The organism is Arthrobacter sp. 05L421, assembly GCF_056397785.1.
This window is the reverse complement of the sequence record NZ_JBFTOC010000007.1, coordinates 40151-54386: the sequence shown is the minus strand read 5'-3', so window position 1 is coordinate 54386 and position 14236 is coordinate 40151. Positions and strand designations below refer to the sequence as shown.

Genomic DNA, 14236 nt, shown 5'->3' with positions numbered 1-14236 from the left:
TCGGTCATGGTTCGAGAACTATCCCATTACATTGACGGGCAGCGGGTGGACGGCACCTCCGGCCGGTTCAGCGATGTGTTTGATCCCTGCACCGGCGAGGTCCAGGCCAGGCTGCCGCTGGCCAGCGCAGAGGAAGTGCGCAATGTGATTGCCAGCGCGGAAAAGGGGCAGGTGGAATGGGCTGCGATGAACCCGCAGCGCCGCGGCCGGATCCTGCTCAAGTTCGTGGACCTGGTCAACGAGCACATGGACGAGCTCGCCACCCTGCTCTCCTCCGAGCACGGCAAGACCTTCCTCGACGCCAAAGGTGACATCCAGCGCGGCATCGAAGTGGTCGAATTTTCCGCGGGTGCCCCGCATCTGCTCAAAGGCGAGTTCTCGGACAACGCCGGCACCGGCGTTGACGTGCACTCGATGCGGCAGCCCCTCGGCGTGGTTGCCGGCATCACGCCGTTCAACTTCCCGGCCATGATCCCGCTCTGGAAGTCCGGGCCGGCGCTCGCCGCAGGCAACGCCTTCATCCTTAAGCCTTCCGAACGGGACCCCTCCGTGCCGCTGCGCCTGGCCGAGCTCTTCACCGAGGCGGGCCTCCCCGACGGCGTCTTCAACGTGGTCAACGGTGACAAGGAGGCCGTGGACGCGCTGCTGGAGGATCCCCGGGTCCAGGCCATCGGGTTCGTCGGCTCCACGCCCATTGCCCAGTACATCTACGCCACGGCCGCAGCGAACGGCAAGCGCGCCCAGTGCTTTGGCGGCGCCAAGAACCACATGGTGATCATGCCGGACGCGGACCTCGACATGGCCGCGGACGCCCTCATCGGGGCAGGCTTCGGCTCCGCAGGAGAGCGCTGCATGGCGATCTCGGTGGCCGTTCCGGTCGGCCAGAAGACCGCGGACGTGCTCGTGGAGAAGCTGCAGGCGCGGATCGCCGGCCTCAAGGTGGGCCACAGCCTTGCCAAGGACTCCGACTTCGGCCCGGTGGTGGCGGCCTCCGCGAAGGAGCGGATCGAGGGCTACATCGCCTCCGGCGTCGAAGAAGGCGCCAGCCTCGTCACGGACGGCCGCGGGCTAGCGGTGGAAGGCTACGACGGCGGCTTCTGGGTCGGTCCCACGCTGTTCGACAACGTCACCAAGGATATGAAGATCTACAAAGAGGAGATCTTCGGCCCGGTCCTGAGCGTGCTCCGCGCCGAGGACTACGACGAGGCGCTCCGGCTCTGCAGCGAACACGAGTTCGGCAACGGCGTGGCCATCTTCACCCGCGACGGCGACGCCGCCCGCGACTTCGCCAGCCGGGTCCAGGTGGGCATGGTGGGCATCAACGTCCCCATCCCCGTGCCGATCGCCTACTACACCTTCGGCGGCTGGAAGGCCTCCGGATTCGGCGACCTCAACCAGCACGGAGCCGACGCCTTCCGCTTCTACACGAAGACCAAGACGGTCACGAGCCGCTGGCCCTCCGGCATCCGTTCCGGCAGCAGCTTCGTCATGCCGGAAGGCAGCTGATGGGGGCGGAAGTTGCGCGGGAAGCGGACAGCGGAGCAGCGGCCGGCGAACGCCTGCCCGGGGAAGCCGCGGAAGTCCTGTTTGAACGGCGCGGCAGCCTCGGCGTAGTGACCCTCAACCGGCCCACGGCCGTCAACGCCCTGACGGCCGGGATGGCCGCCGCCATGCTCGAACAACTCGCGCTCTGGGCCGAAGACGACGCCGTCGCCACGGTACTGGTCCGCGGCGCCGGCGACCGCGGACTCTGCGCCGGCGGCGACATCGTCGCCATCTACCGGGACATGCTCGACGGCGGGGACGCCACCGCGGACTTCTGGGCGGACGAGTACCGGCTGAACCTGCTCATCTCTGAATACCCCAAGCCGTACGTGGCGTTCATGGACGGGCTGGTCCTCGGCGGTGGCGTGGGGATCTCGGCCCACGGCTCCGTGCGGATCGTCACCGAACGCACCCGCACGGGCATGCCCGAAACAACCATCGGGTTCGTGCCCGACGTCGGCGGCACCCTGCTGCTCTCCGGCTCGCCGGGGGAGACCGGCACCCACGCGGCCCTGACCGGCGCCCACCTGAGCGGCGCAGACGCGCTGTTCCTGGGCCTCGCCGACCACTTCGTGCCCTCCGCCAGCCTGGCTGAACTCGCAATGGCGCTCGAGACCGAGGCGGCGGACGCCGCCGTCGCCCGTTTCGGGGAACCGGCTCCGCAGTCAGTCCTCGCCGCACAGCAGGAATGGATCGACGCCTGCTACTCCAGCGACGACGCCGAGGAAGTCCTGCGCCGGCTGCGCACGGTGGGCGGGGAGGCCGCGGGCGCCGCGGACACCATCGAGGCCAAGTCGCCGACGGCGGTGAAGGTAGCCCTGGAGTCCCTGCGCCGAGTCCGCGGACTGAGCCTGGAGCAGGCGCTCGAGCAGGAGTACCGCGTGGGCCTGCGCTTCCTCGCCGGACCGGACTTCCGCGAAGGGATCCGCGCCCAGGTGGTGGACAAGGACCGCAATCCCCGCTGGAAGCCCGCCACCCTCGCGGAGGTCACGCGAGAGGACGTCGCGGCCTACTTCGCCCCGCTGGGCGGGCGCGAACTGAAGCTCTCTGCGACGGAGAAGAACAAGGAGAAGAACCATGTCTGAAGCAGGAGCCGCCGTTACCGGCACCATCGCCTTCCTCGGCCTGGGGCACATGGGCGGCCCGATGGCCGTCAACCTGGTCAAGGCCGGCTACCGGGTGACCGGCTTCGACGTGGTGCCGGCCGCCCTTGACGCCGCCCGGGAGCACGGCATTCCAACCGCCGGGACGGCAGCCGAAGCGGCGGCGGGCGCCGCCGTCGTGCTGACCATGCTGCCCAGCGGCAAGCACCTCCTCGACGCCTACCGCGGCCCCGGCGGTGAGCCCGGCCTGCTTGAACTGGCCGCCCCGGGCACCATGTTCCTGGACTGTTCCACGATCAACGTGGACGAGGCCCGCGAGGCCGCAGAACTCGCGGTGGCGGCGGGCCACCGCGCCGTCGACGCCCCCGTGTCCGGAGGCGTGGTGGGGGCCGAGGCCGGCACGCTCACCTTCATGGTCGGCGCCCTCCCGGAGGACTTCGAGGCCATCAAACCGCTGCTGGAAGTCATGGGCAAACGGGTGGTCCACACCGGCGCCCACGGTGCGGGCCAGGCGGCCAAGATCTGCAACAACATGATCCTGGGCGTCTCGATGATCGCCGTCAGCGAGGCCTTTGTGCTGGGCGAGAAGCTCGGACTGACCCATCAGGCACTGTTCGACGTCGCCTCCGCCGCCTCGGGACAGTGCTGGGCACTGACCACCAACTGCCCCGTGCCCGGGCCGGTCCCGACCAGCCCCGCCAACCGGGACTACCAGCCCGGCTTCGCCGGGGCGCTCATGGCCAAGGACCTCAAGCTGGCCCTCAACGCGCTCCAGAGCACCGGCGTCGCGGCCCGCCTCGGCCCCCTCGCATCCGAAATTTACGATACCTTTGCCGCGGAAGGCGGTGCCGGCCGAGACTTCTCCGGCATCATCACCGACATCCGTGACAAGTCGGAAGCAGGCACATCAGAATCCGGCACGTCGGGGCACTAGTCCCGGAAGCCACACGCAGAAACCACAAGCAGAACCAGACGAGCACCACCTAAGGGGACCACTCATGACAGAACAGTATGCGAACATCCTGGTGGAGCGCCGCGGCCGCGTGGGCCTCGTGACGCTCAACCGGCCCGAAGCCCTCAATGCCCTGAATAAGGCCACGATGGAGGAGCTGGTGAAGGCCGTCACCGAAATGGACGCGGACCCGGAGGTCGGTGCCGTGGTGGTGACAGGTTCCGCGAAGGCCTTCGCCGCCGGCGCGGACATCAAGGAGATGCAGTCCAAGGGCTACATGGACATGTACGCGGCGGACTGGTTCCGCGGCTGGGAGGACTTCACCAGGCTGCGAATCCCCGTCGTGGCAGCCGTGTCCGGCTTTGCGCTGGGCGGCGGCTGCGAGCTGGCGATGATGTGCGATTTCATCATCGCGGGGGACAACGCCAAGTTCGGCCAGCCCGAAATCAACCTCGGTGTGCTCCCCGGCATGGGTGGCTCACAGCGGCTGACCCGCGCCGTGGGCAAATCCAAAGCGATGGACATGATCCTGACCGGGCGTTTCATGGACGCCGAGGAGGCCGAACGCGCGGGCCTGGTGTCCCGTGTGGTCCCGGCCGCGGACGTCGTCGAGGAGGCGCTGAAGGCTGCCGAGGTGATCGCCTCCAAGTCCAAACCGGTGGCGATGGTGGCCAAGGAAGCGGTGAACGCGGCGTTTGAGACCGGGCTTGCCCAGGGCGTGCTGTTTGAACGGCGGGTGTTCCACTCGCTGTTCTCCACCGAGGACCAGAAGGAAGGCATGGCCGCCTTCACCGAGAAGCGGCAGCCGGAGTTCAACCACCGTTAGGCGGAACCGGACACGGCGCGGCGGCGCCAAATGGCGGCAATATGCGCCAAATATGTGGGCTCGGCCTACGTGAAGATGTCGGCCACGTACCTGCCGTGCGTGCGTTCCACTTCATCCATCCACGCCTCGGCCTCCTCCTTGGAAGCGCCGGTCGCTTCCTGGTAAATGAGGGTGCACGTCCCGCGGACCTGCGGCGCCATGTGCTTGCCGTCGCCGCAGACGTAGACCGTGGCGCCCTGCCGGACCAGCTCGACGACGTCGGCCCGGTCGGCCCAGAGCCGATCCTGGACATATTTCAGGCCGTCTTCGGGAGCGGTGGAAAAGACCGGCCGCAGATCCAGGTTGGCCTGCTCCGCCCACGACGCGAGTTCGGCGCGGTAGAGGAAGTCGGTGTCCGGGGCCCGGCAGCCGAAGAACAGCAGGGCAGGCGCCGGCGTCGTGTCCTCGGCCTCGGCCCGCAGCGCCCGGTCCTGGACGAAGCCGCGGAAGGGTGCCAGTCCGGTCCCTGCGCAGACCATGATGAGCGGGACCTCCAGTGACGGGGGCGGGTGGAAAGCCGTATTCGAGGGACGGACAGTGACCGCGACCCTGGACCCGGGCCTGGCCTGGGCGAGGTACGTGGACGAGGCGCCTTCGAAGACGCCGCGGCCCGACCACGCCGGGGACTCGATGACGGTGAAGGTCAGGGTCGCATGGTCGGGACTCCATAGCGGGGACGAGGAAATGGAGTACCGCCGGGGGGTCAGCTGTGTCAGGAGTTGCAGGAACGAGGTGAACGACAGCTGGCATGACGGATATGTCTCCAGCAGGTCCAGGAGGGAGACCCGCTTCTCGAGGATCTCGGCCGCGTACCGCCCGCGGTCCTGGCCCAGGGCCTCAAGTTCGGCACGGTGTGCGGGATCCGCCGCGACATCAGCCAGGTCCTCCAGTTGGAGGCGGGTGGCCGGGACCGCGAGTTCCACGTAGCTGCTCAGCAGTTCGCCCACGGCCACGGGAGCACCCGTGGGCAGGAAAGTGTCCCCCCGCTCCATGCTCAGCTGGATATGCGAGTCGTAGTCAAAGTTGAAATGGGCCAGGGCACGCTGCACGAGGGCGCTGGGATTCAGCGGCAGCACGGCCAGATAGTCCCCGGTCTGGTAGCTCATCCCCTCGGGCAGGGCGATCTCCACATGCCGCTTGGACCGGGCGCCGGGCTTGGTCAGATCGACCAGTTCCCGGTTCGCGACGACGGTGCCGAGTGCCAGCCCGTTCTGGCGCAGCAGCGGATCCCGGACATTGCCGACGAACTGGAGTTCAAGCTGGGGCTGCGCGGTGGGCGGGCTGGTCCGCTGCCCGAGGGCGCCGTCCACGGCGGGCCAAAGTCCGGCGTACCACTCTTCAAAATCGCCGAAGAAGTCGCCGCGGGCGTTGGCTTCGCCCCGGGCATAGATCCGCGTGGCGCCGGCAGCTTCGAGCCGGGCGTCGATGGCCTTGGGCACCTCCTGGTACGTTCGCGCCCAGTCCTTGTTGCCGTTGCCGAAGACCGTATACCGTACCCCGGCGAGGCTGCCCGGCTGCAGGCCCTCGGTCCAGGCTACGAATTTGCGGGCGTTGTCCGGCGGCTGCCCCTCGTAGGAGGACGTCACGATTGCGACGAGCCCCTCCGATGGCAGTCCGCCGGCCGCCTCATCGAGCGGACCGATGGTGGGGCTGTAGCCGCGCCGTCCGGCGTCGTTGGCGACGCGCTGGGCGAAGTCCTTGGACGTGCCTGCATTAGAACCGTAGAGCACACGGATCGGGACACCGTTGGGCGCGGCGGCCGCCGCTGCCGCTTCGGTTTGCCGGGCGTGTTCGACGGCGGCCTGCGGACCGGGTGCGATCGCGACGTCCCGCCTGCGCACGTGGATGAACAGCCCCTCGGGCTTCATCGTCAGTGTGTGCTTGATCTGCAGTTCATAGCCCGGGTCCGCCGCCGTGACCTCGAAGCGCTGCAGGAGCTTGGCCAGGAAGAGCATGGCCTCCTGCAGGGCAAAGCCCCGGCCGATGCACGAGCGCTGTCCGTTGCCGAAGGGCTTCCAGGCATTGGCCGGGATTTCTGCGGCCCGAACAGGTGAGAACCGGTCCGGATCGAAGATTTCGGCGTCCTCGCCCCAGGCAGCCTTGTCCCGGTGCAGCCGCGGGATCAGGACCATGATGGGCTGGCCTGCCGGGACCTCATAGCGGCCGCCAAGCGTCGTGTCCTCGTGCGCGGCGACGTTGAAGGCCGGGGCGGTGGGCCACAGCCGGAGCGTCTCCTTGAGGATCTGGTCCAGGTACCCGAGACGGGGCAGGTGTTCGAACCGGGCGCTCTCGGTGCCGAGGATCTCGTCCACCTGGGCGCGAGCCTTGGCCAGGACGGCCGGATGGCGCAGCAGTTCGTACAGCGCAAAGGACAGCAGGCCGCTGGTGGTCTCATGCCCGGCCACCAGGAAAGTGACCATTTGGTAGCGGACGTTTTCCTCGCTCAACCGCTCGCCGGTCACCGGGTCCGCGGCGTTGAGCATGGTGTCCAGGATGTCCTCGCTGCCCGCCGGGCTGGGGTTGCGCCGACGGTCGCTGATCATCTGGTCGGCGACCTCGAACATCAGGGCATGGTCTTCCTCGAGCTGGTGGCGTCTGCGCAGCATGATCTTGTTCTGGACCGGGAGCCTGCGCGCCCGATCCCCGGATTCGACCAGGCCACGGACCATGGCCCCGACGAAGGGATGCATCTCTTCCCGGTAGAGGCTGTTGAACCGGTAGCTGAACGAGCACAGGGCAATGGTGTCCAGGGTCAGCCGGGTGGTGTTGTCCGGCACGTCGATCCGGGCCGTCGGGCCGAGCCGCTCCCACTTCAGGAGCAGTTGCTCGGCGATGTCGTCCATGCCGCTGAACATCCGCGTCAGCGCCGCCGGCCCGAATGCCGGCATCAGGATCCGGTGCGCCTTCTGCCAGTTCAGTTCATCCGTTCTTGCGGTGAACAATCCATCGCCGATGAATTCCCGCACCTGCCGAAGGGAGACGCCCAGCACCTTGCCGAAACGGGATTCGTCGCACACTTCGTTGACGAGCTCCTGGGAGGAGATGGCGATGATGCTGCGGTTGAAGAACTGGATGCGGACAATGGGGCCGTACCGCTCGGCCACCTCGACTATTCCCAGGATTCCCTTGCTGGAGTCAATGTCCGGCAAGTTGCCGACCACCGGCTTCGTGGGAGGCTGGGGGATGGGGATGGTGGGCGGAGTCATGGCCCCTCCTAGGCGATTGCGAATCGACGCTCTGTGAGCACTAATTGCTGCCTGACGGACGGCACTGTCCGGCTCCGAACCACGATACTCCGGACGGTTCCCGGGCAAAACAGGTTTTCATTTGAACGGCCGGGGCACTGCCGGTGGGCGCACTGGAGGAGGCGCTGCCACGTGGTCCCTGGTTATCGAGACAATGACGTCGATTTGTCTCAGACAGGGAAGAACAGGGGAGCCAAGACGCTCACCGCATACGAGCCCAAGGCCACGAGGGCGCCGAGAATGACAGCGGTAACAACCCAAAACAGGACGGACGGGCTCCGCCTTTGGTCTGCACCCATAACAACCACCCCATGTTCAATCGGGATACCCTCAGACCCGTATCCTGCCTGAACCTCCTTGCATAAAGCTTGGAATCCAGACAAGGGCCCGCAGTTGAAAATCAAGGCTGTTCTTCGCCGGGATCAAACCCTAGGCTTTGCCTCACACCTATCAACCAGTGGAGGCTGCTGTGCGTGTGTCCGAAAAAACTGACCGGGCGGCTCAAGCCCGCCATCTCGAAGAAAACCTTATCGCCCGTCTGGCAAAGGGCAGGGAATGGGCGACACCCGGCGTCGAAGCCGCCCTCCGCCGTGCTCTGGGACAAGTTGATGCCGGCATCGACGTAGCGTCGCCCCGACTCCAAGCCACGCTGAGGGCCATTGCCGACGAACTGGCCGGGGGAGTGGAAGCCGTGACCCCGCGGGTTCACGAGCACATTGCGCGGATCCTTCCCGAGGTGGAAACTCCGGCAACTGGTAAAACCCACGGACGCCGGCCCGGGAAACCTTGGCTAATCGTGGGCGCCGCCATTGCTGCGGTGCTCGCCGGGGTAACCGCGTGGCGGGTGCTTCACACGGCCGAGCCCGTGCCGGAACGTAGGGAACCGGCGGCGCGGGAGACGCCGCCACCGACGATACCGCCGGGCCCGCCTTCGCCGCTCAGCTGAAATCCCCGGCGTTCCGGCGGAACGTGCCCAGGATCCGGATCAGCTGGTCCACGTCCTGGTCCCCGAAGCCGGACTGGCCGAAGACCTCTGAGTTCAGTACCGCCGTCGCCCGTTTGGCCAGGGCGCGCCCGTCGGGGGTGAGCTCGATCAGGGTGGTGCGGCCGTCCGTGGGGTGCGGTGAGCGGATCACCAGCCCGGCGTTCTGGAGCCGGTCCACGGCGTTGGTGACCGAGGTGGGATGGACCTGCAGCAGCGCGCTCGCTTTGTTCATCGGCAGCGCCCCGCTGCGGGCGAAGCTGAGCAACGCCAGCAGCTCGTACCGGGCAAAGGTGAGTCCGAACGGCTTGAGGACGGCCTCAATCCGGCCCAGCAGAATCTGCTGGGTCCGCATGATGGCGGTGATCGCGGCCATCGGGGCGGCGACGTCGGACCAGCCGTGGCGCTCCCAGTTCAGCCGGGCGTCGGCGATCGGGTCTCGCGGCAGCGGTGTCCCCATGCTCAGCCCTGACCCTTGAGCCCTGGGAAATCGGAGTCGGAGTACTCGACGCCGAAGCCCTCGGGCACGGCCCCGCCGCCGTGCCGCAGCTCCTCGCTGTGCCGCAGCTCCACCCGCCGGATCTTGCCGGAGATCGTCTTGGGGAGCTCGGCAAACTCCAGCCGGCGGATCCGCTTGAACGGGGCCAAGTGCTCCCGGCAGTACCGCAGGATGTCCTCGGCCAGCTCCGGGCCCGGCTGGTGCCCGGCCGCCAGGACCACAAAGGCCTTCGGCACCGACAGCTTGAGCGGGTCGGGGGAGGGGACGACGGCGGCCTCCGCCACCGCCGGGTGCTCAATCAGCACGCTCTCCAGTTCGAACGGGGACAGCCGGTAGTCGGAGGACTTGAAAACGTCGTCGCCGCGGCCCACATACGTGATGATGCCGCGCTCGTCCCGGCTCGCCATGTCCCCCGTGTGGTAGTAACCGTCGCGGAAAGCATCGGCGGTCTTCTCCGGGTCGCCGTGGTACGCCTTCATGAGGCCCACGGGGCGGGGGTCGAGGCGCAGGCAGAGCTCGCCGTCGTCGGCCTCTTCGCCGGTGGCGGGGTCCACGAGCACGACGTCGTAGCCGGGCAGTGGCTTGCCCATGGCGCCGATCTTGATCGGCTGGCCCGGGGTGTTGGCGATCTGTACGGTGGATTCGGTCTGGCCGAAGCCGTCCCGGATGGTCTGACCCCAGGCACGGTGGACCTGGTCGATCACTTCGGCGTTAAGCGGTTCGCCGGCGGATACCACTTTGGTGGGCGGGTTCAACAGCTGCGTGAGATCGGCCTGGATCAGCATCCGCCAGACCGTGGGCGGGGCGCAGAAGCTGGTCACGGATTCGCGGTCCATCTGTTCCATGAGCGCTTTGGCGTCGAAGCGCTCATAGTTGTAGATGAACACGCAGGCCTCGGCGATCCAGGGTGTGAACACATTGGACCAGGCGTGCTTGGCCCAGCCCGGCGACGCCACGTTGAGGTGCACGTCGCCCGGTTCCATCCCGATCCAGAACATCGTGGACAGGTGCCCCACCGGGTAGGAGGTGTGCGTGTGTTCGACGAGTTTGGCCTTGGACGTGGTGCCGGAGGTGAAGTAGAGCAGGAGGGTCTCGTCGGCCAGGGTGGGGGCGTCCGGGGTGAAGTCCGCGCTGGCAGCCGCCGCTTCCGCGTACTGCCGGGCGTTGTCCGGCGCTGCGGCGGGATCGGTGGGGCCCCCGCCGATTTCGATCAGTATGTAGTCACCGGCGACGTCGGCGAACTTGGCGATGTTGGCACTGCCGACGGCGGCCCAGGACGCGCCGCCGCGCTCCACCCGGTCCTGGAGGTCGGCGGGACCCATCAGGGTGGTGGTGGGGATCATGACGATGCCCAGCTTGATGCCGGCCAGCATGAGTTCCCAGAGCTCCACCTGGTTGCCGAGCATGATGATCATCCGGTCCCCGCGCCTCACACCCTGTCCGCGCAGCCAGTTGGCCACCTGGGACGAGCGCCTGGAGAGGTCCGCGAAGCTACGCCGGGTCGCGGACCCGTCCTGTTCCACGATCACCAGCGCCGGCTTGTCCGCCTTTGCCGGGTCTGCCGCGAGCTGGTCGAACCAGTCCAGGGCGAAGTTGAATTCCTCGAAGCGCGGCCACTGGAATTCGCTGCGGGCGCCGTCGTAGTCCCCCCGCAGGGCCAGCAGCCGGTCCCGCGCGGCCCGGAATTCCTCAGTCACGGTCATGGGTGCACCTTTCGAAGTCCTCTGGCGCTGCCGTTCCGGGCGGTCCGTGGCACAGCGCCGTTGCCTGGGGTCCGCCGGCCCGGCACGGTGCCTGGCTAGTGATCCCCGTCACTGTGCAATATACTAGGACATCCAAGGGTTTGGAAGAGCGGCGCTGCTCTGCAAGCGGCGCATGACGAAGGGAAACGTGCCCGTGCAGCCACAAGGACGTGCCAGCGGACAACCGGCGCCAGCGGTAACAAACACAGCCGAATCGGACACAGCCGCAGCCGAAGCAGCCGCAGCCCAAACAGCCGTTGCCGCGGTCGAAACAAACACAGCGCTGCCGCCCTTTCCCGACGCCGACCTGATGTACATCGTGGACCTGCTGCCGCCGGACGAACAGCTCCGTTACCAGGAGGTCCGGGAATTCCTGCAGTCCCGGATCCGGGCCGCGTCGATCGACTACTGGAACCGCGAGGAGTTTCCCTTCGGCCTGCTCGCGGAACTCGGCAAATACGGGCTGGGCGGGTTGCAAACGGACGGCACGTCCAAGCTCTTCAAAGGGCTCATGTACGTCGAGGTGGCCCGCGCCGACGTTTCCCTTTCGGCGCTCGTAGGCATCCACAATGAGCTGATCGTCGGCATGATCGATGAGCTGGGCTCGGAGGAACAGAAGGCGCGCTGGCTCCCCGGCCTCACCGCGTTCACGCAGCTCGGAGCTTTCGCCCTGACGGAACCGGACCACGGCTCGGACATCGCCGGTGGCCTGGAAACCACCGCGCGGCTGGACGGCGACGAGTGGGTCCTCAACGGTGCCAAGCGATGGATCGGCGCCGGAACCATCGCGGACTTCGCCCTCGTTTGGGCCCGGGACGTCGCTGACCAGCACATCAAGGGCTTCATCGTGGAGACGGACCGCGCCGGCTACACCGCCACGAAGATCGCCAACAAGATCGGCCTGCGCATCATGCAGAACGCCGACATTGTCCTGGACGAGGTCCGCATTCCGGCGGCCAACCTGCTGCCCGGCGCCACCGACTTCTCCAAGGCCAATGAGTTGCTGCGCGATTCACGGGCCTGGGTGGGCTGGCAGGGCGCCGGCATCCAGTTGGCCGCTTTCGACGTCGCACGCGCATATTCGCTGCGGCGCCGCCAGTTCGGCAAGGAACTGGCCCGCTTTCAGCTCATCCAGCAGCAACTCGCCGAGATCCTGGGCAACGCGACAGCCTCCCTGGCCCTGATGGCTCAATTGGCGCGAATCCAGGAAGACGGCAAGCTTGAGATGGTCCAGGCCGCCATGGCCAAAGCGACCACCACGCGGCTGGCGCGTGCGTCGGTGGCGATGGGCCGCTCGCTCATGGGCGGCAACGGCATCAGCAGCGACTATGAGATGGGCAAGCTCTTCGGCGACGCAGAAATTCTCTATACCTACGAGGGCAGCTACGAAATCAATTCGTTGATCGTGGCCCGGGCCGTGACGGGGAAGTCAGCCTTCGTCTAGGCTCCGCGCGTGATCTAGGCTAACCGTGTGTCAGTGCCGTCCAGCGCCCGGCCGGCCTGGTCAGACTGAACCGCCTGGCTGGGGTGGCCGTACCGGGACGTGCGGTTACGGCCGCCGTTCTTGGCCTCGTACAGGGCCCGGTCCGCGCAGTCCAGGAGGGAACCGGCCGCGGCGTCGCTCTGCTCGCAGACTCCGGCGGAGATGGTCAGGAAACCAACTTTCCCGAACGGTTCGGACGCGATGGCCTCGCGGGCACGTTCGGCCGCGCGCAGGGCCTCGGCCCCGTCGGTTTCCGGGAGCAGCCACACGAACTCCTCGCCGCCGAATCGGGCCACGACCTCCTTGGCGCGGGCGACCGTCCGGAGCCGGGCCGCGACCTCCGCCAGGACGGCGTCGCCCATCAAGTGACCATAGGTGTCGTTGACTCTCTTGAAGTGGTCGATATCCAGGACAATGGCACTCAGCCTCGTCCCGCGGCTCCCTGCCTGCGCAACGTGTTCGATGAGGTGCCGTTCCAGGGCCCGCCGGTTGGGCAAGCCGCTCAGGGCATCGGTGGTGGCCTGCTGCTCCAGCTCGGTCCATGCCTCCGTGTTGCCGATGGCGATCTCGACCAGCTCCGCGAACTGGGCCAGCCGCTCCATCATCGCTTCCGTGACCCCGGTGCGCGATTTTGAGCTCAGGCTGAGCGCACCCCACAGGCTGCCGCGGACCCGAATCGGCGCCGCCGCCGCTGACTGGAAGCCGCCGGCGCGCATCTCCTTGGCTGCCTGTCCGCCCTCCGGCCGGTAGAGAACGAGGGCCGGCTTGCCGGTCACTGCCACCCGGACGGTGGCGGACTCGTCCGTCGGGGCGAAGATCTGGCGCCGGCTCAGGGTCGGCGGGAGGGTCGGGGCCATGGCGACGATTTCCGCCGAGGATGCGCCCGTGAATCGGACGACGGCGGCGGAATCCACGTTGAACAGATCGCGGACAATAGCGGCGACCCGTTCTGAAATGTCTGCGGGGGCCGCATTGCGCGCGACTTCGGTCGCTATTTCGTGCAGGGCCTGCCAAACCTGCTGTTGCTGCAGGCGCTCGGTAATGTCAACGGCCACCACCATGCCCGCCGCGGCCTCGTCGTCGGAGTAGACAGGCCGGGCATTCAGCCGGTAGGTACGGTGCCCGATCTGCCGGTTCCAGGAGACCTCGCGGCCGGCGAGGGCCGCACGGTAGCGCGGCTCCAGCTCAGTGGCCAGATCGCCCTTGAGCACGTCCTGGATGCGCTGGCCTTCGAGCTCTTCCCTGCGGTAGCCGAAGGTCTCCAGCTCCCGGCCTTCGGCGATCAGGTAGCGCAGCTCGGCGTCGAAGAGGAGTACAAAGACGCCGGGGACGCTTCGCGCGAGGGTACGGTACCGGTCCATGTCCCGTTGCCGGCGCCGGTCGGCCAGCACCCGCTCGGTGATGTCCGTGACCACGACGAAGAAGCCCTGGACCACGCCGTCGCAATTGTCGGGGGTGTAGGTCACCTCGGTGAAACGGGCCTCGCCCGCGGCGTCCACCAGCGTCCGGTCAAACTGCTGCTGCTCTCCGGCGAGCGCCCCCTCGATGTGCGGTCGGTTGGCCTCGAAGACGGTCTCGCCCAGCACGTCCCGGACATGCATGCCGTGCAGCTGCCGGGGCCCGAACCCGAACCACTCGCAGTAGGCATCGTTGGCCAGGCGGTTACGCAGCCCCGTGTCCCAATAGCCCACGAGTGCTGGTATCCCGTTGAGGACGGCCCGCAGCTGTGCTGGGATCTCAGGCAGTGGCGACGGGCCGGCGTCGTCCCTGTTAAGCGGGCTGGGATTAGTCATTGCCCCAGTATCCATGGCGCGCCGCGG

General features: G+C 67.5%; 10 protein-coding genes. 6 read left to right on the top strand and 4 right to left on the bottom strand.

Annotated features, from left to right (window positions below; translation table 11 throughout):
- Window positions 1-6 precede the first annotated feature (6 nt).
- From AC1DKQ_RS10300 to AC1DKQ_RS10285, 4 genes are all read left to right on the top strand, one after another.
- Entirely contained in the window at window positions 7-1506 is a 1500-nt protein-coding gene (locus AC1DKQ_RS10300; RefSeq protein ID WP_476918923.1) for a CoA-acylating methylmalonate-semialdehyde dehydrogenase, read from the top strand.
- Window positions 1506-2630 (top strand): enoyl-CoA hydratase/isomerase family protein, encoded by a 1125-nt coding sequence (locus tag AC1DKQ_RS10295; RefSeq protein WP_476918922.1) that lies wholly within the window; start codon window positions 1506-1508, stop codon window positions 2628-2630. Before AC1DKQ_RS10300 ends, AC1DKQ_RS10295 begins: the two co-directional genes overlap by 1 nt.
- The gene (gene mmsB / locus AC1DKQ_RS10290; RefSeq protein ID WP_476884109.1) at window positions 2623-3582 is read left to right on the top strand and encodes a 3-hydroxyisobutyrate dehydrogenase; all 960 of its coding nucleotides are present in this window, start codon (window positions 2623-2625) and stop codon (window positions 3580-3582) included. Before AC1DKQ_RS10295 ends, mmsB begins: the two co-directional genes overlap by 8 nt.
- A 64-nt stretch (window positions 3583-3646) precedes the next feature.
- Entirely contained in the window at window positions 3647-4426 is a 780-nt protein-coding gene (locus AC1DKQ_RS10285; protein WP_476884108.1) for an enoyl-CoA hydratase, read from the top strand.
- Window positions 4427-4491: 65 nt separating this feature from the next.
- Here AC1DKQ_RS10285 and AC1DKQ_RS10280 read toward each other — a convergent pair whose 3' ends face one another.
- Window positions 4492-7671 (bottom strand): bifunctional cytochrome P450/NADPH--P450 reductase, encoded by a 3180-nt coding sequence (locus tag AC1DKQ_RS10280; RefSeq protein WP_476884107.1) that lies wholly within the window; start codon window positions 7669-7671, stop codon window positions 4492-4494.
- A 514-nt stretch (window positions 7672-8185) separates the two neighbouring features.
- Between AC1DKQ_RS10280 and AC1DKQ_RS10275 the strand changes: the two genes are divergently transcribed.
- Window positions 8186-8656: a hypothetical protein gene (locus tag AC1DKQ_RS10275; protein WP_476918921.1), complete on the top strand. Its 471-nt coding sequence runs from the start codon at window positions 8186-8188 to the stop codon at window positions 8654-8656.
- Here the strand turns inward: AC1DKQ_RS10275 and AC1DKQ_RS10270 are convergent.
- Both AC1DKQ_RS10270 and AC1DKQ_RS10265 read right to left on the bottom strand, forming a co-directional pair.
- A complete protein-coding gene (locus AC1DKQ_RS10270; RefSeq protein ID WP_377984616.1) occupies window positions 8649-9152 on the bottom strand; it encodes a MarR family winged helix-turn-helix transcriptional regulator in 504 nt (167 codons plus the stop codon). The genes AC1DKQ_RS10275 and AC1DKQ_RS10270 overlap by 8 nt on opposite strands.
- A 2-nt stretch (window positions 9153-9154) precedes the next feature.
- Window positions 9155-10894 (bottom strand): AMP-binding protein, encoded by a 1740-nt coding sequence (locus AC1DKQ_RS10265; RefSeq protein ID WP_476884106.1) that lies wholly within the window; start codon window positions 10892-10894, stop codon window positions 9155-9157.
- A 349-nt stretch (window positions 10895-11243) separates the two neighbouring features.
- Between AC1DKQ_RS10265 and AC1DKQ_RS10260 the strand changes: the two genes are divergently transcribed.
- On the top strand, window positions 11244-12377 hold the full coding sequence (locus AC1DKQ_RS10260) for an acyl-CoA dehydrogenase family protein (RefSeq protein ID WP_476884241.1): 1134 nt from the start codon (window positions 11244-11246) through the stop codon (window positions 12375-12377).
- A 14-nt stretch (window positions 12378-12391) separates the two neighbouring features.
- Here AC1DKQ_RS10260 and AC1DKQ_RS10255 read toward each other — a convergent pair whose 3' ends face one another.
- Window positions 12392-14209 (bottom strand): sensor domain-containing diguanylate cyclase, encoded by a 1818-nt coding sequence (locus AC1DKQ_RS10255; protein WP_476884105.1) that lies wholly within the window; start codon window positions 14207-14209, stop codon window positions 12392-12394.
- Window positions 14210-14236: the final 27 nt, after the last annotated feature.